The sequence below is a fragment of the Xanthomonas campestris pv. asclepiadis genome, assembly GCF_020784175.1.
Classification (GTDB): domain Bacteria; phylum Pseudomonadota; class Gammaproteobacteria; order Xanthomonadales; family Xanthomonadaceae; genus Xanthomonas; species Xanthomonas campestris_D.
Genome location: NZ_JAJGQM010000034.1, coordinates 38,425 through 59,691, shown reverse-complemented (window position 1 = coordinate 59,691; position 21,267 = coordinate 38,425). Strand labels below are relative to the sequence as shown.

Genomic DNA, 21,267 nt, shown 5'->3' with positions numbered 1-21,267 from the left:
TAACGATCCAGGCTCTCACGGTGGCCCACGCCGGCTCTCGACGCCCAAACTGCCAGAATCCGAACAGATAAGGCTCTAGCGCGGCATCCATGCCGCTCAAGGTCCCGCGACGGTGGGCGGGCAAGGACCGGTCGAGATGGGTGGTGTGCCTGTGCAAGCCATGCACGTCGCGCGGCCGTTCGATGCGGTGCGGTTTGATCGGCGTCTTCCGATCTGGCATTTGGGTCAAGCTCGCGCGGATCCAGGGAAAACGCGCCGTTGCCGGCGCGGTCTTCGAACTCACGCCGCGTCGGCGTACCAGGCGGCGGTGAGGATCGGTTCGCCGACGGCGTTGGCGGTCAAGGCGTCCAGCCCATGGTCCGGCAGTGCGGCATGGCGCTGGCGTGCCTTGTGCAGGATCTCGCGTGCCAACACCGCCATCTGCGCGACGTTGCTGTGGATACGTGCGGCAAAGGCGTCGTCGTCGAGGGTGTCGTGCAAGGCGCCGTTGAGTTCGTTGAACCAGCCGATCAGGTATTGATCGAGCAGGCGCCCATCGTCGCTGGCCAAGCCTTGTGCAGTGTTGTGCTGGCCCCAGTCGTGCAGCACGCGCTGCATCGCCAGATTCATGTCGCGCGCGTAGAAAAAATCCGCCTTCATGCGCGAGAGCAGGCTGAGGTCGGCGATCCGTCCGCTGCAGAACAGCGGCGCCAGCAGCGACCAGTAGTAGGTGTAATCCCAGATCACCTTGACCGGCATCACCTGCGCATCGCCGAACAGGGCGTACTGATCCTGATACAGGGTCAGTGTGTTTTCGTAGAACGAAAAATATAGTTGCTGATACAGCTCGACATACGGGCTGAGCGATCTACCGGCGCGGTCGCGGCCGATCAGTTCGCAAATGTAGGTGTTGGAGATCGCAATGAAGTCGCTGCCGGGCGAATAGAACGGGTCCAGGAACAACCCTGCTTCGCCGGTCAGCGCCCAACGCTGCGGCGAGAACACCTGCTTGCAGTCGTAAGAGAAGTTGCGCAGGAACAGGAAGTCCTGCAGCCGGTAGTCGGCCTTGTCGAGGGTGGCGGCGACCTGCGGCTGATGCGTGCGCAGCCAGGTCATCGCTTTCTCGTGGGTGTTCATGGTCTCCAGCGGGTGCATGGACGCATCGCAGACGATGCCCAGCGAATGCGCGCCGGACGACAACGGAATCAGCCAGAACCAGTAGCCCGGCCCGCACATGTGGTTGGTCGAGCGCCAGCGATCCGGCGGCGTGCAGCGCTGCAGCCAGCTGCTGTCCTGCGACCAGCCATTGGGGTCGATCAGGCCTTCCACGCGCCACCACACCGCGTTGGCATCGTGTGCGTTGTCCTGCGCCAGGCCGAGCTTGCGCTTGAGCAGGCCGGCGCGGCCGCTGGCATCCACCACCCAGCGTGCGTGCAGCGTGCCGGCCTCGCCGGCGCGCTCGTAGCGCACGGCGTGGTCGGCCTCGTCATCGGCCAGGTCCACGCCCTTGACGCTGCAGCCGTCGACAAACGTGATGTCCTGCGCGCGGGCGCGCTCGCCGAGGAAATTCTCGAAGCGGCCGCGATCGATCTGCCACGACGGCGTCGGCAGGATCTGGCTGACGCCCAGTTCGATGCAACGGTCGATGTCCTCGCGCCTGTCGGAAAAGAAGAAGCGGAAACCGAACTTGCGGATCTGCTCGGTCTCCAGATGCTCGCGCAGGCCCAGCACGTCGGCGAAATAATGCGCGCCGATTTCCACCGTGGATTCGCCGACCTTGAACGCGGCTTCCCGCACCGGGTGCGCACGGCGCTCCAACACGGTGATTGCCAGTTCGGGATCGCGTTGGCGCAGCTGCAGGGCCAGACTCAGGCCGGCCAGGCCGCCACCGGTGATAACGACATCGGCACGCTGTGCATTCATGGAGATTGGCTGCTCTTGGTGACCGCAGGCACAGTAGCAAATTCGCCGTCAGCGTCGTCGATCAGCACCGGGTTGGCGCGCACGCGGCGGTACTCGCGCCAGATATGCCCGTAGCTCCAGGCCTGCACGACCACGTGCGAGGTGATCTCCCACAGGTCGCGCACCAGGCGGAAATGGCTCTTGCGGAAGGTGCCCGGCGAGGTGCCGGCATAGCGGGTTTCGATCGGCACCGCGACCACGCGCGCGCCGGCCTGGCGCGCGGCGGAAATCAGCAGCTGCGCTTCGAACACGAAACCTTCGCCGGGCACGTCGGGCAGGGTGAACACCGAGGCCGGATACAGGCGCTGGCCGCTCTGGCTGTCGACCAGCTGGAAGCCGCAGGCCCAGGCGATGCCCCAGTCGCCGAAATCGTTGCCGATGCGGCGAATGGTGGGCTGGGTGGCGCGCTTGCGCATGCGGGCGCCGACGATGACGCAGCCGGGGTGGCGGTTGGCCGCCGCCAACAGGCGCGGGAAATCGGCGGCCTTGTGCTGGCCGTCGCCGTCCATGGTCATCACGGCGCGCATGCCCATCCGCTGTGCCTGCGCAAACCCGCTGCGCAACGCGGCGCCCTTGCCCTTGCGCTGCGGATGCCGGATCAGGGTGATCGGCAGGTCGGCGATGCAGTCGGCGGTGCCATCGTCGGAGCCGTCGTCGATCACGATCACGTTCGAGCAATAGGTCAGCGCATCGTTGACCACTTCGCGGATGCGCAGCGACTCGTTCAGGGCCGGCACCAGGATCGCGGTGTCCTCGCGGGTCAGCGGCTGCCGGCTCATCGCTGGATCTCCAGCTGCAGCACCCGGCCCGGGCCGGCGTACAGCGCCACGCGCTCGCCGCCAGCGGCGATCAGGTCGAACAGCGGCAGCATCGGCGCCATTGCGTTGCCGGCGACCTGCCGCGACAGCGGGCCCTCGCCCGGCGAAGGCGTGCCATCGTCCAGCCGCGCTCGCAGCTGCGGCTTGCCGGCCTGGCCGGGGGCGCCCAGCACCAGCGCGCCGCCGAGCAGGCCCTGGCTGGGCGCGACCCGGCCCAGCGGCCCGACCGAGCGGGCGTCGTAGCCGGCCAGCAGCACCGCGTCCATGCCGGCGGCGCGTTGGACCAGCGCCTCCAGCAGGCCCTGCGCAAAGCTGCCCAGGCTGGCGCTGATCGCCGTGGCCGGGGTCATCGCCCCGGCGCCGATGGTCCAGTAGCCGGCCGCGGCGTTGTGCACCGAGTTGTGGAACTTGGTCGGCGAGATCGCCGTCGGGTCGCTGGCCAGGGTGGCGCACATGTAGTCGGAGATGGCCAGATCGCCGTACGTGGAGGTAAAGATCGACGGCAGGCTGGCCGGCTCGCGGCCGGCGGCGTGACAGGCGGCCAGCGCGGCCTCCAGCGAGACCGCCACCGTGTCCGGTGCGCGGCGGCGCTCGTTGGCGGCCAGCAGCTGCGGCGCCGGGCGTGCCCCGGTGTCCTGCAGCGCGCCGCCGCGCACGAACGCCGCAGCGGCGTCCCAGCTCGGCAGGCCCTGGGTCCAGAAGCCGATCCCCTCGATGGTGGCAGCCAGCATCAGCGGGCCCGCCCAAACAGCAGCGAACAGTTGTTGCCGCCAAAACCGAAGGAGTTGTTCATGGCGTAATCGATCTTGGAAAGGACGTTGTCGAAACGGATCTGCGGGCCACAGGCCGGGTCGGGCACGGCGCTATTGAGTGTGCCCGCCAGCACGCCGTCGCGCAGCGCCAGCAGCGCGATCACCGATTCGACGATGCCGGCTGCGCCCAGGGTGTGGCCGGTCCAGGCCTTGGTCGAACTGGCGTGCAGGGTGGCGGGGAAGATCGCTGCCACCGCGGCCGCCTCCACGCTGTCGTTGGCCGGGGTGGCGGTGCCGTGCAGGTTCAGATAGCCCACCGCATCGGCGTCCAGGCCGGCGCGATCGAGCGCATCGCGCATCGCCAGCTGCGCGCCCAGGCCCTGCGGATGAGGGGCAGACATATGGTGCGCATCGCTGGATTCGCCATAGCCGTACAGCCACAGCGTTGCGTGCGGTGCGGCGGCGGTGCGTTCGAGCATGGCAAAGCCGCCGGCCTCGCCCAGGCTCAGGCCGACCCGGCGCGCATCGAACGGCTGGCACAGCTCCGGCGCCACCACCTGCAGCGAGTTGAAGCCGAACAGCACGCTGCCGCACAAGGTATCCACGCCGCCGACCAGGGCGGCATCCACCACCCCGGCGTCGATCAGGCGCGCGGCCTGGGCGAACACCTTTGCGCTGGACGAACAGGCGGTGGCCACGGTCACGCTGGGGCCGCGCAGGCCGGTGGCGTGCTGCACGAAGTCGCCCAGCGAGTGCGGGGTGTGCACGATCGGGCGATTCAGATCGTCGGGGAAGCGCGCGCCGTCGGCGTCTTCGACCAGGCGGGTATAGGCCTCCTCACTGGCGCCGATGCTGGAGGTGGAGGTGCCGATGATCACCGCCACGCGCTCGGCGCCGTAGCGCTGCGCGGCGGCCTGCACGGCCTCGGCCATGCCGTCCTGCTGCAGGGCCAGCCAGGCCAGGCGATTGTTGCGGCAGTCCCAGTCTTGCAGAGATTGCGGCAGGACGACGTCTTCCACGCCCTCCACGCGGCCGATCCAGCAGGGCAGCGGCTGCGGGCCGAAATCGTTGCGACGCATGCCGCTGCGGCGAGCGGTCAGGGCGGCAGCCTGGGCATCGAGCCCGGCGCCGAGCGCGGTGGTGGAGGTAAAGGCGGTGACGGCGACCGGGGCCATCTGGGACGGATGCTGCGCTTGGCTCACGGTGGTCTGCTGGCAAAAAGTGGGCTCAGTATATCGATGGCGGGTCTGCCTCCCGTCGATGGCGCAACTGAACGTGCCGGTCATGTCGCTGACGGGGCAGGAGTTTTCGCGTGCTGCCGCGCTTTCGCCATCGGCGCAATTGGGACACAATCCTGCGACACACTTGCCGATCGAGCGCGACCACGCGCGCATGCACGCCTACGTCTATAAAAGCCAACGCAAGCAGGACACCTTCGTCTATCTCGCCACGCGCGACGACTTCTCCGGTCTTCCCGCCGCCGTGCACGCGCAGCTGGCGCCGTTCGCGTTCGTGCTGGAGGTGGCGTTGACGCCGGAGCGCCGTCTGGCGCAGGCCGACGTGGTCACGGTGCGCGACGCACTCGGCAAGCATGGCTTCTATCTGCAACTGCCCAAGACGGTGGTGCTGGCGGGCGAGTGCGACTATGACTGAGGCCGCACGGGCCGCACGCGTGCGGGCCGCAGCGCTGGCCGGGGCGGCCGGCGTGGCATTGTCGTTGCTGGGCGGCATCGGCGGCGGTGTTGCCGCGGTGGCGCTGTGGCTGGCGCAGCCGGCGTTCGCGCTGGCGGTGTCGTGGGCGCGCGGTACCCGCGCACTGCCCAGCCCGCCGCGCGCGGTTGCGCAGGCCTTGCTGCCGCTGCTGACGATCTGGGGTGTGGGCCTGCTGGCGCTGGCCGCCCTGATCAGCTGGCCGCTGACCGCCCTGCGCGACAGCGGCAGCCTGGCTGCCGCGTTGGCCTTGAGTGTGGCGGTCAGCGCCGCGCTGCTCGGGCTGTGGCGGACCTGGCCGCTGTGGGGCGAGGTCGAGCGCGACGGCGGCGCCCTGGCCCCGCGCTGGCATGCGCTGGCGGCGCAGGAGTTGCACGCCTGGCGTGGCTTGCTCGCCGCTGCACTGGTGCTGGCGATGTGCACGCTGGTGGTGGCGCTGGCCTGGCCGGGCTGGTTGTCGAGCAGTTGGCGCTGGAGTCTGGCGATCGCCGCCAGCGTGCTGCTGCCGGTCGCCCATCTGCTGTTGCAACGCACCGCCGCCCCGGTGCGCAGCGATACCCCGGCGGCCTTGCAGGCGGCCGATTTCTTTTCCGAAGCGGCGGCCGAACCGCGTCCGCTGGAGCCGGTGGCCCAGCATCAACTGGTGCCCGAGCTGTTCGAGGCCGCGCGCAGCGGACGCGTGGACCGCGCGCTGCAGTTGCTCGACGCCGGCGCCGACCCGCAGGCGATGCCGCTGCCGGAATGGCGCGACCAACGCAGCCTGCCCGCGCTTGCTGCGGTGCTGCCGGATCTGCGCCTGCTGCGCGAGCTGATCGTGCGCCGTGTCGACGTCAACCAGCCGCATCGCGGCATGACGCCGTTGCTGGCCGCCACGCGCGACAGCTGGCACGGTCGCCCGGACGCGGTGATGACGCTGCTGGCCAACGGCGCCGACCCGCGCGCAAGCGACAACGACGGCAACACGCCGCTGCATCACGCGGTGCGCAGTTCCGACCCGGGCGTGGCCGCGCTGCTGCGCGATGCCGCCGCCGAGCTCGATGCGCTCAACCACGAAGGTCACTCGCCGCTGGCGATGGCCTGCCAGGTCGGCAACTGGCGGCTGGCCAAGTTCCTGCTGGAACGCGGCGCCCACTCCGAACCGGACGGCGGCGCGCCGGTGCTGCTGGCGGCGGCCGGCACCGAGGAAGACGACCCGGCCGGCGTGCAGTTGCTGCTCAAGCACAAGGCGCGTGTGGATGCGCGCGATCGCCAACGCCGCAGCGCCCTGCACGAAGCGGCGTTGGCCGGGCACGGCGACATCGTCGAGGCACTGCTGTCAGCCGGTGCCAATCTGGAAGCGCGCGATCTGCTCGGCCGCACGCCGTGGCTGGATGCAGCGCGGCAGGCGCGCAGCGGCGTGCTCGAACGCCTGGTCGCACGCAAGGCCGATGTGCTGGCCATCGATGGCGAGGGCCGCAACGCGGTGATGTTGGCCTGCGCCGCCGACAGCGTGTTGCCGGCCCTGATCCGGCGCCTGCTCGACCTGCAGGTGCCGGCCGACAGCACCGATGCGCACGGCCGACGCGCGGTGGATGTGGCCGCCGAAGCCGGGCGCTGGGCGATCGTGCAATTGCTCGACCCCGCCTATCCGTTGCCGGCGGCGGTCAGCGATGCGCACGGCGAGACCCCTGGCGTTGCGCTGCTGCCTGATCGCCCGCCCCTGGTCCTGTTGCGCGAAGGACTGCAGTTCGGTCAACGCGACGGTCTGGTCGCGCTGGCCCGCCTGTGCGGCCCGGAAGAACTTGGCGGCCTGCTGCACGACGCGCACCTGGCCTTGAATGCCGACGCGGTTGACTGGCTGCTGCGCCACGGTGCCGATGCCGAAGTGCGCGATGCCTGCGGCGATGTGCCGATGTTTGCGCTGCTGTCGCGAGGCGTGGAGGCGGTGCCGGCACTGCAGGCGCTGCTGCGCCATGGCGTGTCGCCGGCCGGTGCGGGCGGTCTGACGCGGCTGCTCAGCGCCTGCGTGCAGCACGATGCGGCATCGCGCGGGCTGGAACAGTTCGCGCTGGAATTGCTCGAACGCGGCGCCGACCCGTTCGCCGCGTCGGCGGCCGGCGATCCGCCGTTGTCGCTGGCGGTGCGGCTGGGCTGGCTGCGCCTGCAGCAGTGGTTGCTGGAACACGGCGTGGACCGCGAGGCGCGCGACAGCCACGGCATGACCGCGCTGCATCTGGCCACCGCGCTGGGCCGCGAGGCCTCGCTGAAATTGCTGGTCAAGCAGGGCGCCTCGCCGGAAGCGCGCGCTGCCGACGGGCAGACCCCATTGGGCGTGGCGCTGTCGATCGGCCGTCGCGATCTGGCCGACTGGCTGGACTGGCGCATCTGGTCGCTGCCGCATCGCAGCCTGCGCGAGGCGGATGTGCCGGCGGCCGCGATGGTCGGCGACACCGATGCGGTGCGTCGCCTGATCGATCTCGGCCTGCCGGTCGACGCCGTCGATGCGCAGGGCTGCACCGCGCTGCTGCGTGCGGCCGGTGGCGGCCATCTCGGCGTGGTGGCGCATCTGCTCGGTCGTGGCGCCGACCCGCAACGCGCGGCCAATAGCGGCGCCACGCCGTTGTCGGCGGCGGTGAGCATGCGCCAGACCGAGATCGTGGCCGCGCTGCTGCAGGCCGGCGCGCAGATCGAGCACCGCCTGCCCGGCGGCGTCACCGTGCTGATGCTGGCCTGCGCGCTGGGCCTGCCGGATATCGTGGCGCGCCTGCTCACCGCGGCGGCCGATGTGCACGCCAACGACGACCAGGGCCTGGCGCCGCTGCATTGCGCCGCGCTGTACGGCTTCACCGCGCGCGACAAGAGCCGCCTGCTGGCCTTGCTGGATACCTTGCTGCTGGCCGGCGCCGACCCGGACTACCTGGCTGGCGGCCGGGTCAGCCCCCTGCTGCTGTTGCTGGGTGCGCGCGCCGAACCCGGCACCGCCTGCGACGAGCAGGTGGTGCTGGCCGGCGTCGAACGCCTGCTCGACGAAGACGTCTCGCTGGATGTGGCCGATCAGCGCGGCTTCGGCCCGTTGCATCTGGCCGCACTGCACGGCCTGCCGCTGCTGGTGCAGCGCCTGCTGCGCGCCGGCGCCGATGCCGACCGCCGCGACGCGCTCAACCGTACCCCGCGCGAGATCGCGATCATGCGCGGTTTCATCGATGTGGCCGGCCAGTTCGAGCCCGCCTTGCCGGGTGTGTCCTCGATGGCGCGCTTCCTGCGCGAAGGCCGCTGAGCCAGCGCGGCGGGGCACCGCTGCGGGTGCTGTTCGTCTGCAGCCGCAACCGCCTGCGCAGCCCCACCGCCGAGCGCGTGTTCGCCGACTGGCCCGGCGTGCAGACGCAATCGGCCGGGCTGGCCGCCGATGCGGACGTACAGCTCACCCCGGAGCTGTTGCACGAAGCGCAGCTGGTGCTGGTGATGGAGCGTCGCCATCTGCAGCTGTTACGCAAACGCTTTGCCGCGCATCTGCGCCATTGCCGGGTGATCTGCCTGCAGATTCCCGACGACTACGCGTATATGGATCCGGCACTGATCCGTCGGCTGGAACACACGGTGCCACCGTTGCTGCGTCTGCCGGCGCATTCGTAACCTGATCCCGACACTGCGCGTGCAAGACTGGGCGTTCCCTCGCACGAAGGAAGCGCCTCTACGATGAGCGTGCGTATCGAGGACCATGCCATGCTGGGCAATTGCCACAGCGCGGCCCTGGTCGACCACCGCGGCACCATCGACTGGCTGTGTCTGCCACGTTTCGATTCCGACGCGTTTTTCGCATCCCTGCTGGGCGATGAGCAGCACGGGCAATGGGCGTTGTCGCCGGCAGGCGACTTTCGCAGCGAACGTGCCTACGAAGACGACAGTCTGGTGTTGTGCACGCGCATGCGCACCGGCACCGGCACGGTGGAACTGGTCGACTTCATGGTCGCCAGCGACGAAGGCGACAGCCACCAGCACCTGGTGCGGATCGTGCGTTGCGTGCAGGGCGAGGTGCCGATGCACATGCGCCTGACCTTCCGCTTCAACTACGGCCGCACCGTGCCATGGGTGACGCGTATCGACGGCGGTATCCGCGCCATCGCCGGGCCCGACCAGCTCGCCCTGCGCTCGCCGCAGGCGCTGCATGGCGAGGACATGGGCACCGAAGCCGACTTCACGCTGCGTCAGGGCGAAAGCACCTGGTTTCTGCTCAGCCACGGTCTGTCGTATCAGCCCACGCCAGCGGCGATCGATCCGGAACAGGCGCTGCAACGCACGACCGCGTTCTGGCACGGCTGGGCACGTCGCTGCACCGATGTCGGCCCCTGGACCGCACAGGTGCGTCGCTCGCTGGTGGTGTTGAAGGGGCTCAGCTATCTGCCCACCGGCGGCATCGTCGCTGCGCCGACGGCCTCGCTGCCCGAGCATCTGGGCGGCAGCCGCAACTGGGATTACCGCTATTGCTGGCTGCGCGATTCGGTGTTCACGCTGATCGCCCTGCTGCAGGCCGGATATCGCGACGAGGCAGAGGCGTTCCGCGACTGGGTGCAGCGCGCCATCGCCGGTTCACCGGATCAGTTGCAGGCGCTCTACGGCATCGCCGGCGAACGCCGGCTGCAGGAATGGGAGGCGCACTGGCTGCCCGGCCATGAAAACTCCGGCCCGGTGCGTATCGGCAACGGTGCGGTGGATCAGTTCCAGCTCGACGTCTACGGCGAGTTGATCGGCGCGTTCCATTACGCGCGCGAAAAGGGCGTGGCGCCGCCGTCCGATGACGATGGCTCATCGGCATCGTTGCTGGAAAAAGTGCTGGAGACACTGGAAACGCTGTGGCGCCTGCCCGACGAAGGCATCTGGGAAATCCGCGACGAGCGCCGTCATTTCGTGCATTCCAAGGTCATGGCCTGGCTGGCATTCGATTGCGGCGCGCGCGATGGCATCACCAACGCCGATGCGGCCAAGCGCGCGCACTGGGGCCGCATTGCCGACGAGATCCGCGCCGAAGTGCTGGAAAAAGGCGTGCACCCGGACGGGCATTTCGTGCAGAGCTATGGTTCCGACCGTCTGGACGCGTCGCTGTTGCTGATTCCGATCGTGGGGTTCCTGCCGGCCGAGGATCCACGCATTGCCGCCACCGCCGATGCGATCGCACGCGACCTGACCATCGATGGATTGGTCGAACGCTATCGCGCCGACGACAGCGCCGACGGCTTGCCGGCCGGTGAGGGCACCTTTCTTGCCTGCAGCTTCTGGCTGGTGGAAAACTATGCACTGCTCGGGCGCACCGAGCAGGCGCGTGTCCTGCTCGAGCGTCTGCTCGGGCTGTGCAACGACGTGGGCCTGCTCGCCGAAGAGTACGACCCGCGCAGCAAACGCATGCTTGGCAACTTCCCGCAAGGGTATTCCCACGTGGCTCTGGTCAATGCGGCATTGCGCCTGCACGGACGCATGGGCGAAGAGGAAACACATCCATGAACGAACAAGCCACAACCCCGCCGTGCATCATCGTGGTGTTCGGTGCACGCGGTGATCTGACCAAGCGCCTGGTGATGCCGGCGCTGTACAACCTGCGTCGCTCCGGCGCACTGGGCGAGCAGTTCGCCATCGTCGGCATGGATCACGGCGATATCAGCGAGCGCTCGTGGCGCACGATGATGGGTCAGTCGATGACCGAGCTGCTCAGCAGCCGCGATGCCGAATTTCAGACCGACGAATTCGACACCGACACCTGGGAGTGGCTGCGCGAGCGCATGCATTATCTGCGTGGCGATTTCACCGACCTGGGCGCCTATCAAACCCTGGATGGCGCGCTGGAGAAACTGCACAAGCGCTACGGCACGCAGGGCAACGTGCTGTTTTACCTGGCCACCGCCGCGCGCTTCTTCGAACCGGTGCTGCTAAACCTGGGCGAAGCCGGGCTGGTCAAGCAACGCGAGGGCGAGGGCTGGCGTCGGGTGATCGTGGAAAAACCCTTCGGCCACGACCTGCCCAGCGCCGTTGCGCTCAACGCCACCGTCGCCAAGGTCTTGCACGAAGACCAGGTGTTCCGCATCGACCACTTCCTCGGCAAGGAAACCGTGCAGAACATCCTGGCGTTCCGTTTCGCCAACGGCCTGTTCGAGCCGGTGTGGAACCGCGACCGCATCGATCATGTGCAGATCACCGCCGCCGAAACCATCGGCGTGGAAGGGCGCGGACGTTTCTACGACCCCACCGGCTGTCTGCGCGACATGGTGCCCAATCACCTGTTCCAGTTGCTGGCGATGATTGCGATGGAACCGCCGGCCGCGTTCACCACCGAGGCGATGCACCGTCGCCGTGCTGAAGTGATCGAAGCGGTGCGCCCGATCAAGCCCGAAGACGTGGTGCGCGGCCAGTACGCCTCCGGCGCGGTCAACCGCAGCGCCGTGCCGGGGTATCGCGAAGAAGACACGGTGCCGGACGATTCGGAAACCGAAACCTATGTGGCGATGAAGCTGCAGGTGGACACCTGGCGCTGGGCCGGCGTGCCGTTCTACCTGCGCACCGGCAAGCGCCTGCGTGAGCGCACCACCGAGATCGCGATCCGCTTCAAGCCGGCGCCGCTGGCGCCGTTTCGGAGTACTGAAGTAGGCGGCTACGGCCCCGACTGGCTGGTGCTGCACATCCAGCCCGACGAAGGCATCTCGCTGCAGTTCGACGTCAAGCGCCCCGGCGCGCAGGTCAGTCTGGCACCGGTGCGCATGGACTTCCGCTACCGCGACTGGTTCCCCAAGGAATACACGGTGGGCTACGAGCGCCTGCTGCAGGACTGCATGAACGGCGAGGCTGGCCTGTTCCAGGATGCGGCGATGGTGGAAGGTGCCTGGCGCATCGTGCAACCGATCCTGGATGCCTGGAAACAACCGCCCAGCGACTTCCCCAACTACGCCGCCGGCAGCGCCGGCCCCTCGGCCGCCGATGCCTTGCTGGCCATGAATGGCGGACACGCCTGGCGCGCGCTCACCCCGGGCCGCAAGCCACCGCCGCGTCGCGCACCGGAAGCACGTGGCAGCGCCACGACGCCGATCAAGAAAGCCACCAAGAAGACCGCGAAGAAAGCGAGCAAGGCGACACCCAAACGTGCCGCCGCACCTGCTGCAAAATCCGCTCAAGGCGCAGCCGGTTCGCCCGGCAAGGTGGCAAAGACATCCGTCACCAAGCGCGCGACCAAGAAGGTTGCAAAAGCAGCAGCGAAGGCCGTGAGCAAAGCTGCGGCTGGCAAGAGCGCAGCGAAGAAGTCGGCCAGCAAGCCCGCAGTGCGCACACCGCGCCGCTGAGTGATGCGATCAACACACAGCCGCTGCGATCGTGCGGCGGCTAGGTGTGCAGAAAATCCCTGTAGGAGCGCGCTTGCGCGCGATGAGGCGTTACCGGTAACGCCCCGTCGCGCGCAGGCACGCTCCTACGAAGGGCTCAGCGATCGAGCGTGGTGGGTGCAGGCTCGCTGTCCACATCCGCCTTGACGTCGGCTTCGAACAGATTCATCAGGTCGGCGCGTGCATCGCGCGAGGTCTGGATCACCTTGGCTTCGTCGTCATAGACCAGGTGCTGGCGATGCAGCAACTCTTCGTCGTGCTGGCGGAACCGTTTGACGTGCTCCCTGGCAACCGTCTCCCCAAGGCCGAGCGAGGTGAGCACGCGTTCGCTCAGTTCCAGGCTGGAGGCGAACACCTCGCGGAACGGTTCGGCGCCCAGGTCCATCAGTTTCCAGGCGTGCTGGCGATTGCGTGCACGTGCCAGCACCGTGGCCTGCGGGTACAGGCGGCGGATCAGCCGCACCGCCTTGATGTTGGTTTCCGGGTCGTCCACCGCGATCACGAACACCTTGATGCGGTCGGCACCGGCGGCGCGCAGCAGTTCCGGGCGGGTGGGGTCGCCGTAGTACAGCTGGCTGCCGAAGCGGCGCAAGTCCTCCACGGTGTCCGGATTGTGTTCCAGCGCCACGAACGGCACATGCCGCGCGGTGAGCAGGCGCGCGACGACCTGACCGAAGCGGCCCATGCCGGCGACCAGCACCTTGGGCGTCTGCGCATCGATGGTGTCGAACGGGCGGTCGGACTTGGGCGCATGCAGCCGCAGCGGCCCGTTGAGGATGCGCTGCATGCCGAGCAGCAACAGCGGCGTCAGCGCCATCGAGACACCGACAATGGCCACCAGTCGGTCATGGTTGGCGCGCTCCAGCAAGCCGACCCGATCGGCCTCGTTGAACACCACGAAGGCGAACTCGCCGCCCAGCCACAACACGCTGCCCAGCATCAGGCTGCTGCGCAGCGGGAGTCTGGCCACGCTGCCGATCCCGACCAGCAGCGAGAACTTCACCACCAGCAGGATCGCCACGCCGCTGGCGATCAGCCACGGCTCGGCGACCACCCGGTTCAGGTCGATGCCCATGCCGACCGAGATGAAAAACAGTCCCAGCAGCAACCCTTCGAACGGCTCGATCTGCGATTCGAGCTCGTGGCGGAATTCCGAATCGGCCAGCAGCACACCGGCCAGAAACGCGCCCAGGCTGGCGCTCAATCCGGCTTCCTGCATGATCCAGGCAGTGCCCAGCACCACCAGCAAGGCGCTGGCGGTGAACACTTCCGGCATGCGCGTGCGCGCCACCATGTTGAACAGGTAGCGCAGCACGAAGCGCCCGCACAGGATCACCAGCGCCAGCGCCGCCACCGCCTTGGCCACGTCCTGCCATTCCAGGGTGGCGTTCTTGCTGCCGCCCAGCAGCGGAATCGCCGCCAGCAACGGAATGGCGATCAGATCCTGGAACAGCAGGATGGCGAACGCCAGGCGCCCGTAGTCGCTATTGAGCGCCTTGCGCTCGGCCAGCAATTGCAGGCCCACCGCGGTGGACGACAATGCCAGCGCCACGCCGACGATCAATGCGCTCTTCCAGCCCAGCTTGCCGAGCATCAGCAGGCCGCCCAGGATCAGCGTGGTCACCACCACCTGGGTGGCGCCGGCACCGAACACCGAATGACGCATCACCTTCAGGCGCGCCGGCGACAGCTCCAGGCCGATCACGAACAGCAGCATCACCACGCCGATCTCGGCCGCGCCGCTGATGCGCTCGGCATCCTGCACCACGCCCACGCCATTGGGCCCAAGTACCACACCGGCGACCAGATAGGCCAACACCGCGCCCAGGCCGAAGCGCTTGAACACCGGTACCGCCACAATGGCGGCCAGCATCAGCACCAGAGCCAGTTCCAGACCACCGCTATGCATGCACGTTCTCCGTTGAGGTTCGCATTATGCCGCCCGCGGCGACATGTCGGCCTGGATCAGCGTGTCCTGCCTGCAACACGGCGGGTGATCGCCGCCAGTTGGCGCCGGCATCGCCATCGAACGCCGTGGCAGCCTGCGGCGCGACGGACGCGCCATCTTCCGGCGGCTCCCCGATGGCTGCTCCCCACTGTGGATCTGCTGCAGGCGCGCGTGCTGCATCCGCTGCCCAGCGCCTGGTCCAGGCATGCAAGCCATGCCGTGCACCGTCGCCTGGACGCGCGCTGAGCGCAGCCCGCGCAGGGCATTGACCACGCGAGCTCAGGCGCGCAGACTGCGCCGCGCTGCCGCCCGGATCACCGGTCGGTACGCACTCTCGGAGCCCTTAACTCATGTCCAGCGACAGTCACCCTAGACCCGGGTCGATGACCCAGTTGGCGCGCGCCTGAGACGTTAGGGTTCGCTGGCTGTCATCGACGACGGTCGTCACCAGGCGAACCACCATGTACAACGAAACCCTGCGCCTTGCCCAAGGCGTCGATGCCTTGATCGCACCCATCGCCGACTTCAACACGGCCGATGCGGTGGAATACCTCAACACCCTCGACCGCGACGAGGCCGCACAGGTGCTGGCCGCGCTGCCGCAGCCGCGTGCGGTGAAATTGCTCGAACAGCCCGAGCTGCATGCCGCCAGCGCGCTGGTCGCGCTGCTGCCGGCCGAGCAGGCCGCCTCCCTGCTCGGGCAGATGGCCGACGACCGCGCCACCGACATCTTCCATGGCCTGGATGCCGAGCAGCGCCAGCCGCTGCTGTGGCTGCTCAGTGCCGAGGCGCGGCTGTCGATCCAGGCGTTGATGCGCTACCCGCCCAATACCGCCGGCGCGCTGATGACCACCGAGTTCGTGGCAGTGTCGGCCGACTGGACGGTGGGCCGCACGCTGCAGCACATCCGCGAGGTGGAGCGCAGCCGCGAGACGGTCTATGCGATCTATCTGCTCGATCCGCACAGCCGCGTGCTGACCCAGGTGGTCACCATGCGCCGGCTGATCACCGGCGCGCCGGAGGCGCCGATCCTGGAGGTGGCGCAGGTCAATCCGCCGGTCACGGTGGACCCGGCGCTGGACCAGGAAGAAGTCGCCCGCCTGATCCGCCGCCACGACCTGCTGGCGATCCCGGTGGTGGATGCGCACGGCCATGTGCTCGGCATCGTCACCGTGGATGATGTGCTGGACGCATTGATCGCCGAATCCACCGAGGACGTGCACAAGTTCGGCGGCATGGAAGCGCTGGACAAGCCCTATATGCAGATCGGCTTCGGCCAGATGATCAAGAAGCGCGCCGGTTGGCTGAGCGTGCTGTTCCTGGGCGAAATGCTCACCGCCAGCGCGATGCAGCACTTCGAGGACGAGCTGTCCAAGGCGGTGGTGCTGACCCTGTTCATTCCGCTGATCATGAGCTCGGGCGGCAATTCCGGCTCGCAGGCCACCTCGCTGCTGATCCGCTCGCTGGCACTGCGCGAACTGCGCCTGGGCGACTGGTGGAAGGTGGCGCTGCGCGAGCTGCCGACCGGGCTCACCCTGGGCACCATCCTGGGCCTCCTGGCGATCGTGCGCATCACCATCTGGCAGACCGCCGGCCTGTACGACTACGGCCCGCACTGGCAGATGGTGGCGCTGACCATCGGCGCAGCGCTGATCGGCATCGTCACCTTCGGCTCGCTGTCCGGCTCGATGCTGCCGTTCGTGCTGCAACGGCTCGGCTTCGACCCGGCCAGCGCCTCGGCACCGTTCGTGGCCACGCTGGTGGATGTCACCGGGCTGGTGATCTATTTCAGCATTGCCGCGGCGATCCTCAGCGGAACCTTGTTGTAGGCTTTGCTAACACGACCGATAAGGAGATCGCGATGGGCAACAAGGCGCTGCGGTATGTACTTGGGGCGAGTGCGTTGCTGGTCGCCATGTCGCAGCCAGGATGGGCCGAACAGGCCCATCCACCGGCCTGTGCCTATGATCGCGCCGCCATGCTGGCGCTGGATGAGAACGCCTTCGACCAAGACATGCAGGGCGGCTGGCGCACCATCGCCGACCGCCCCGGTTGCACCGTGGCGGCAGCCGATCTGCTGCGCGAGTATCGCCTGGCGCATGCGATCACTGGCGGGATAGTGACCTGGCACGAAGGCCAGATGCGTGCAGAGGCTGGTCAAACGGCACAGGCGATCGCCTTGTTCGAAAAGTCTTACAAGCCAGCCGCCAAGGATCTCGCCGGCTGGAATCTGTATGTGGATGCGATGCTCGCGTTCCTCAAACGCGACCGCGCCGGCCTGGATGCCGCACGTGCGCGGCTTGCGTCGGTGCCCTATCCGCAGGCCAAGGATATGCCGCCGTTGAAGGATGGCTATATGGTTTTTCCCGCCGAGAAGGGCCGAGCTGAGATGAAGGTGCGCTGGCCACCAAACCTGGATGTCGTCGATGGCTTGATCAAATGCTACGACGAACCCTATTCGGTGGCTTACGGCGCCCAGCGTTGCCGCACATCGACCTCGACACTTTCAAAGTAGGCAGGCATCGACAAGGCGGCAGGCATGACGACGGTGCAGGCAGTGGTGCACTGACCAGCCAAACGAATCACCAACCCGAACGGTCTTCGGTGGAAACGATCGACGATTGTCGACGACGGCCATGCCGCGAGACGGCTGCGCCAAGTCGCTGGCCGCAGGGGGCACGCGCACCGGTCGGCCGCCCCGCCATCTCGCGTTCGCCAACCTTGCCGCATGCCCTCGCACGGCAGTGCGTGTACCGTAGCGCGATGGCATTGTTCTCCCCCGCACGATGAGTACCTACCACCTGCAGCAGGTCTTTCGTCCCACCACCGTGGCGGTGGTCGGCGGCAGCCCGCGCGATCGCTCGGCCGGGCGGGCAGTGGTGCGCAACCTGCGCGCGGCCGGGTTTCCCGGGCAGATCGGCTGGGTGAGCCCGCGTTACAGCGAGATTGACGGCGTGCGCACGGTGGCGCGGCTGACCGATCTGCCATGGGTGCCGGACCTGGTGGTGATCACCGCGCCGGCGCGCATCGTGCCGCGCATCGTCTCCATCGCCGCGCGGCGCGGGGTGGCCGCGGCGATCATCCTCACCGCCGGGCTGGGCAGCGGCCCCGGCTCGCCAGCCGCGCGGATGGAAGCGGCCGCGCGCGCCAAGGGCATGCGCATCCTCGGCCCGCACTGCCTGGGCGTGATCGCCCCGCATGCGCGGCTCAATGCCAGCATCGCCGCGCATTGCCCGCAGGCCGGCGACCTGGCATTGATCTCCGAATCCAGCGCGATTGCCGCCGCGCTGGTGGAATGGGGCGTGGCGCGCTCGGTGGGGTTCTCGGCGGTGGTGTCGCTGGGCGACACGCTGGATGTGGATTTCGGCGACCTGCTCGACTACTTCGCCACCGACTACCGCACCCGCGCGATCCTGCTGTACGTCGAACGCATCGGCGATGCGCGCAAGTTCATGTCGGCCGCCCGTGCCGCCGCGCGCGCCAAGCCGGTGGTGGTGGTCAAGTCCGGGCGCCAGTTCCGCATCAATCCCAATGCCGATACCCACGCGCAGGCGCTGGCCGGCTCGGACGCGGTGTATGGCGCGGCATTCGCGCGTGCCGGCCTGCTGCGGGTGGGCGCGCTGGACGAATTGTTCGCTGCCGCCGAAACCCTGGGCCGGCTCGGCAGTTTTCCCGGCCGGCGGCTGGCCATCCTCAGCAATGGCGGCGGGGTGGGGCAGCTGGCGGTGGACCAGCTGGTGCTGCGCGGCGGCACCCTGGCCGAGCTGTCGGCCAAGACGCTGGAGCGGCTGGATCAGTCGTTGCCGCAAGGCTGGTCGCGCGGCAATCCGGTCGACATCATCGTCGATGCCGATGGGCCGCGGTATGCCTCGGCGATCGAAGCCTTGCTGGACGACCCGGAGAACGACGCGCTGCTGGTGGTCAACGTGCCCACCGCGTTCACCTCTTCGGCCGATGCGGCCAAGGCGCTGACCCGCGCGCTGGACCAACGCAACCGCTACCAGCGCGAAAAGCCGGTGTTTGCGGTGTGGCTGGGCCAGGACGATGCGGCGATTGCCGCGCTCAACGCCGCGCGCGTGCCCACCTATGCGACCGAATCGGACGCGGTGCGCGGCTTCACCCACCTGGTGCGCTATCGCGAGGCGCAGGCGGCGTTGATGGAGACCCCGCCCAGCCTGCCGGAAGATTTCGTGGTGGATGCGGCCATCGCCCGCACCGTGGTCGACGACGCCCTGGCCGCCGGTCGGCGCTGGCTGGACCCGGTCGCCACCAACCGCCTGCTGGCCGCCTACGGCATCCCGATCGTGCCGCTGCAGGTGGCCGCCACCGCCAACGAGGCCGCATTGCTGGCCGACCCGCTGTTGGCCGTCGGCCGCACGGTGACCTTGAAGGTGCTGTCCAACGACATCGCGCACAAGTCCGATGTCGACGGCGTGCGCCTGAATCTGTCCAGCGTGGCGGCGGTGCGCGAAGCGGCGGCCGGCATCCTGGCGCGGGCACGCGCCGCGCTGCCGGATGCGGTGATCGAGGGGGTGATCGTGCAGCCCACCGTACTGCGGCCCAAGGCGCGCGAACTGATCGCCGGCATCGCCGACGACCCGGTATTCGGCCCGGCCATCGTGTTCGGCCGTGGCGGCACTGCGGTGGAAGTGATCAACGACCGCGAGCTGGCGTTGCCGCCGCTGGACCTGCGCCTGGCCCACGAGCTGATCGGCCGCACGCGGGTCTCGCGCATCCTCAAGGCCTACCGCGACGTGCCGGCGGCCGACGAGCGCGCGGTGGCGCTGGTGCTGGTCAAGCTGGCGCAGCTGGCCGCCGACATCCCCGAAATCACCGAGCTGGACATCAACCCGTTGCTGGCCGACCGCGATGGCGTGATCGCGCTGGACGCGCGCGTGGCGGTGGCGCCGGCGCGCAAGCTGCACAAGGGCCGCGGCCATCCGCGCTTTGCGATCTTTCCGTATCCGAAGGAATGGGAGCGTCAGATCGGGCTGGGCGATGGCACGCATGCGCTGGTGCGTCCGGTGCGCCCGGAGGACGACGCCTTGTTCCGCGCGTTCTTCGCGCGGGTCACCGACGAAGACCTGCGGCTGCGCTTCTTCCAGTCGGTCAAGCATTTCAGCCACGAATTCATCGCCCGGCTGACCCAGCTTGATTACGCGCGCTCGATCGCGCTGGTGGCCATCGACCCCAAGACCGGCGACATGCTTGGTGCGGTGCGGCTGCATGCCGACGCCGACTACGAGCGCGGCGAATACGGCATCCTGATCCGCTCCGACCTCAAGGGCCACGGCATCGGCTGGCAGCTGATGCGCATCATGATCGAGTACGCGCGCTGGCTGGGCCTGAAGCAGATCGAAGGCCAGGTGCTGCGCGAGAACCGCACCATGCTGGCGATGTGCCAGAGCCTGGGCTTCGGGGTCCGCCCGGATCCGGACGATGCGACCCTGATGGCGGTGACACTCCCTATAATGGGCGAGCCACGCCCGGCCTGACCTTGCGTCACGCCGCGGTCCCCCCCTCCTCACCGCATGCCGGATCTGCCGGGCCTCGCCCTGGCCCGTTGCTCCGGCTGTCGTCTCGGCCCGCCTGGGAGTGTCAATGTTTCGCGAGTTCAGAATGTCGTTGTTGGTCGCCGCCATCTGCCTGGGCGTCGCCGCCTGGTGGGGCCAAACCACCTCAATGGGCCTGTGGCAGGCGTTGTGGCTATGCCTGGTGCTGAGCGTGCTGGAGGTGTCGTTGTCGTTCGACAACGCGGTGGTCAACGCCGGCGTGCTCAAGCACATGAACGCGTTCTGGCAGAAGCTGTTCCTCACCGTCGGCATCCTGATCGCGGTGTTCGGCATGCGCCTGGTGTTTCCGATCGTGATCGTGTCGGTGGCCACCGGCATGGGCCTGGTGCCGGTGATGCAGATGGCGCTGAAGGAGCCGGACCGCTACAGCCAGGTGCTGACTGACAACTACCCGTCCATCGCCGCCTTCGGCGGCATGTTCCTGTTGCTGGTGTTCCTCAACTTTCTGTTCGACCAGGAGCGCAAGCTGCACTGGCTCGGCCCGGTGGAACGGCTGGTCGGCAAGCTGGGCAAGGCCGATGCGATGTCGGTGATCGTGGCGGTGACGGTCCTGCTGTGCACCAAGCTGTTCCTGCCCGAGGCAATCTTCCAGAGCGTGCTGTTCGCCGGCCTGGGCGGCATCCTGCTGTATCTGCTGGTGGGCAGCGTGGATGCCTTGTTCGAGTCCGAAGAAAGCGAGGACGGCATGGGCCCGGCCAAGCGCTCGGGCATTGCCGCGTTCCTGTACCTGGAAGTGCTGGACGCCTCGTTCTCGTTCGATGGCGTGATCGGCGCGTTCGCGATCACCCGCGACGTGGTCATCATCATGCTGGGCCTGGCGATCGGCGCGATGTTCGTGCGCTCGATGACGGTCTACCTGGTGCACAAAGGCACCCTGGACGAGTTCGTGTTCCTGGAGCACGGCGCCCATTACGCGATCGGCGTACTGGCGATCATCATGCTGGTCGGCACCGTGTATCACGTACCGGAAGTGCTGACCGGCCTGATCGGCGTGGCCTTCATCGCCGCCTCGGTGTGGTCGTCGATCCGCTACCGCAAGCGCCACCATATCGGCCCGACCGAGATCTGATCTCGCGCATTGGCCGCGCAAAAGGCGTCAAGCGGTTCATTTGAGAGCGGCTAACAAAGTGCCTTCTTGGCCAGTCATGGCGCGTCCCGCGAGCGGTGAGGGCACCGCGCCCTTGACGC

14 protein-coding genes and 1 pseudogene are annotated in these 21,267 nt (G+C 68.2%); 9 read left to right on the top strand and 6 right to left on the bottom strand.

Features of this window, described 5'->3' with window-relative positions; all coding sequences use genetic code 11:
- From LL972_RS15085 to LL972_RS15065, 5 genes and pseudogenes are all read right to left on the bottom strand, one after another.
- Positions 1-283: pseudogene (locus LL972_RS15085) on the bottom strand (hypothetical protein); the annotation flags it as partial.
- Complete coding sequence (locus LL972_RS15080; RefSeq protein WP_228328279.1) at positions 280-1,902, bottom strand: NAD(P)/FAD-dependent oxidoreductase; 1,623 nt, start codon at positions 1,900-1,902, stop codon at positions 280-282. The gene LL972_RS15080 and the pseudogene LL972_RS15085, both read right to left, overlap by 4 nt.
- Complete coding sequence (locus LL972_RS15075) at positions 1,899-2,720, bottom strand: glycosyltransferase family 2 protein (RefSeq protein ID WP_228328278.1); 822 nt, start codon at positions 2,718-2,720, stop codon at positions 1,899-1,901. Before LL972_RS15075 ends, LL972_RS15080 begins: the two co-directional genes overlap by 4 nt.
- Complete coding sequence (locus tag LL972_RS15070; RefSeq protein ID WP_228328277.1) at positions 2,717-3,490, bottom strand: beta-ketoacyl synthase chain length factor; 774 nt, start codon at positions 3,488-3,490, stop codon at positions 2,717-2,719. The genes LL972_RS15075 and LL972_RS15070 overlap by 4 nt, the downstream gene beginning before the upstream one ends.
- Positions 3,490-4,686, bottom strand: coding sequence for a beta-ketoacyl-[acyl-carrier-protein] synthase family protein (locus tag LL972_RS15065; protein WP_228328276.1), 1,197 nt, complete (start codon positions 4,684-4,686; stop codon positions 3,490-3,492). The genes LL972_RS15070 and LL972_RS15065 overlap by 1 nt, the downstream gene beginning before the upstream one ends.
- A gap of 217 nt (positions 4,687-4,903) precedes the next feature.
- Between LL972_RS15065 and LL972_RS15060 the strand changes: the two genes are divergently transcribed.
- From LL972_RS15060 to zwf, 5 genes are all read left to right on the top strand, one after another.
- Entirely contained in the window at positions 4,904-5,164 is a 261-nt protein-coding gene (locus LL972_RS15060) for a YcgL domain-containing protein (RefSeq protein ID WP_228328282.1), read from the top strand.
- The gene (locus LL972_RS15055; protein ID WP_228328275.1) at positions 5,157-8,477 is read left to right on the top strand and encodes an ankyrin repeat domain-containing protein; all 3,321 of its coding nucleotides are present in this window, start codon (positions 5,157-5,159) and stop codon (positions 8,475-8,477) included. Before LL972_RS15060 ends, LL972_RS15055 begins: the two co-directional genes overlap by 8 nt.
- Positions 8,478-8,503: 26 nt before the next feature.
- The gene (locus tag LL972_RS15050; protein WP_228328274.1) at positions 8,504-8,833 is read left to right on the top strand and encodes a low molecular weight protein tyrosine phosphatase family protein; all 330 of its coding nucleotides are present in this window, start codon (positions 8,504-8,506) and stop codon (positions 8,831-8,833) included.
- A gap of 63 nt (positions 8,834-8,896) precedes the next feature.
- Positions 8,897-10,696: a glycoside hydrolase family 15 protein gene (locus LL972_RS15045; protein WP_228328273.1), complete on the top strand. Its 1,800-nt coding sequence runs from the start codon at positions 8,897-8,899 to the stop codon at positions 10,694-10,696.
- The gene (gene zwf, locus LL972_RS15040) at positions 10,693-12,519 is read left to right on the top strand and encodes a glucose-6-phosphate dehydrogenase (RefSeq protein WP_228328272.1); all 1,827 of its coding nucleotides are present in this window, start codon (positions 10,693-10,695) and stop codon (positions 12,517-12,519) included. The genes LL972_RS15045 and zwf overlap by 4 nt, the downstream gene beginning before the upstream one ends.
- A 136-nt stretch (positions 12,520-12,655) precedes the next feature.
- On the opposite strand, the gene LL972_RS15035 is transcribed toward zwf, so the two are convergent.
- Positions 12,656-14,467, bottom strand: a complete 1,812-nt coding sequence (locus LL972_RS15035) for a monovalent cation:proton antiporter-2 (CPA2) family protein (protein ID WP_228328271.1) — start codon at positions 14,465-14,467, stop codon at positions 12,656-12,658.
- A gap of 500 nt (positions 14,468-14,967) precedes the next feature.
- On the opposite strand from LL972_RS15035, the gene mgtE reads away from it, so the two are divergent.
- From mgtE to LL972_RS15015, 4 genes are all read left to right on the top strand, one after another.
- Complete coding sequence (gene mgtE / locus LL972_RS15030) at positions 14,968-16,335, top strand: magnesium transporter (RefSeq protein WP_228328270.1); 1,368 nt, start codon at positions 14,968-14,970, stop codon at positions 16,333-16,335.
- Positions 16,336-16,367: 32 nt separating this feature from the next.
- Complete coding sequence (locus LL972_RS15025) at positions 16,368-17,021, top strand: hypothetical protein (RefSeq protein WP_228328269.1); 654 nt, start codon at positions 16,368-16,370, stop codon at positions 17,019-17,021.
- Between the two features lie 271 nt (positions 17,022-17,292).
- A complete protein-coding gene (locus LL972_RS15020) occupies positions 17,293-20,001 on the top strand; it encodes a bifunctional acetate--CoA ligase family protein/GNAT family N-acetyltransferase (RefSeq protein ID WP_228328268.1) in 2,709 nt (902 codons plus the stop codon).
- Positions 20,002-20,107: 106 nt separating this feature from the next.
- Positions 20,108-21,148 carry a DUF475 domain-containing protein gene (locus tag LL972_RS15015; RefSeq protein WP_228328267.1) on the top strand — a complete coding sequence of 347 codons (1,041 nt, stop codon included), beginning with the start codon at positions 20,108-20,110 and terminating at the stop codon, positions 21,146-21,148.
- Positions 21,149-21,267 lie beyond the last annotated feature (119 nt).

Coding starts and splice junctions, on each gene's coding strand:
- LL972_RS15055 (WP_228328275.1), top strand. CDS start 5,157: ATGACTGAGGCCGCACGGGCCGCACGCGTGCGGGCCGCAGCGCTGGCC.
- LL972_RS15070 (WP_228328277.1), bottom strand. CDS start 3,490: ATGCTGGCTGCCACCATCGAGGGGATCGGCTTCTGGACCCAGGGCCTG.
- LL972_RS15060 (WP_228328282.1), top strand. CDS start 4,904: ATGCACGCCTACGTCTATAAAAGCCAACGCAAGCAGGACACCTTCGTC.
- LL972_RS15020 (WP_228328268.1), top strand. CDS start 17,293: ATGAGTACCTACCACCTGCAGCAGGTCTTTCGTCCCACCACCGTGGCG.
- LL972_RS15065 (WP_228328276.1), bottom strand. CDS start 4,686: ATGGCCCCGGTCGCCGTCACCGCCTTTACCTCCACCACCGCGCTCGGC.
- LL972_RS15045 (WP_228328273.1), top strand. CDS start 8,897: ATGAGCGTGCGTATCGAGGACCATGCCATGCTGGGCAATTGCCACAGC.
- LL972_RS15035 (WP_228328271.1), bottom strand. CDS start 14,467: ATGCATAGCGGTGGTCTGGAACTGGCTCTGGTGCTGATGCTGGCCGCC.
- LL972_RS15025 (WP_228328269.1), top strand. CDS start 16,368: ATGGGCAACAAGGCGCTGCGGTATGTACTTGGGGCGAGTGCGTTGCTG.
- zwf (WP_228328272.1), top strand. CDS start 10,693: ATGAACGAACAAGCCACAACCCCGCCGTGCATCATCGTGGTGTTCGGT.
- LL972_RS15075 (WP_228328278.1), bottom strand. CDS start 2,720: ATGAGCCGGCAGCCGCTGACCCGCGAGGACACCGCGATCCTGGTGCCG.
- mgtE (WP_228328270.1), top strand. CDS start 14,968: ATGTACAACGAAACCCTGCGCCTTGCCCAAGGCGTCGATGCCTTGATC.
- LL972_RS15080 (WP_228328279.1), bottom strand. CDS start 1,902: ATGAATGCACAGCGTGCCGATGTCGTTATCACCGGTGGCGGCCTGGCC.
- LL972_RS15015 (WP_228328267.1), top strand. CDS start 20,108: ATGTTTCGCGAGTTCAGAATGTCGTTGTTGGTCGCCGCCATCTGCCTG.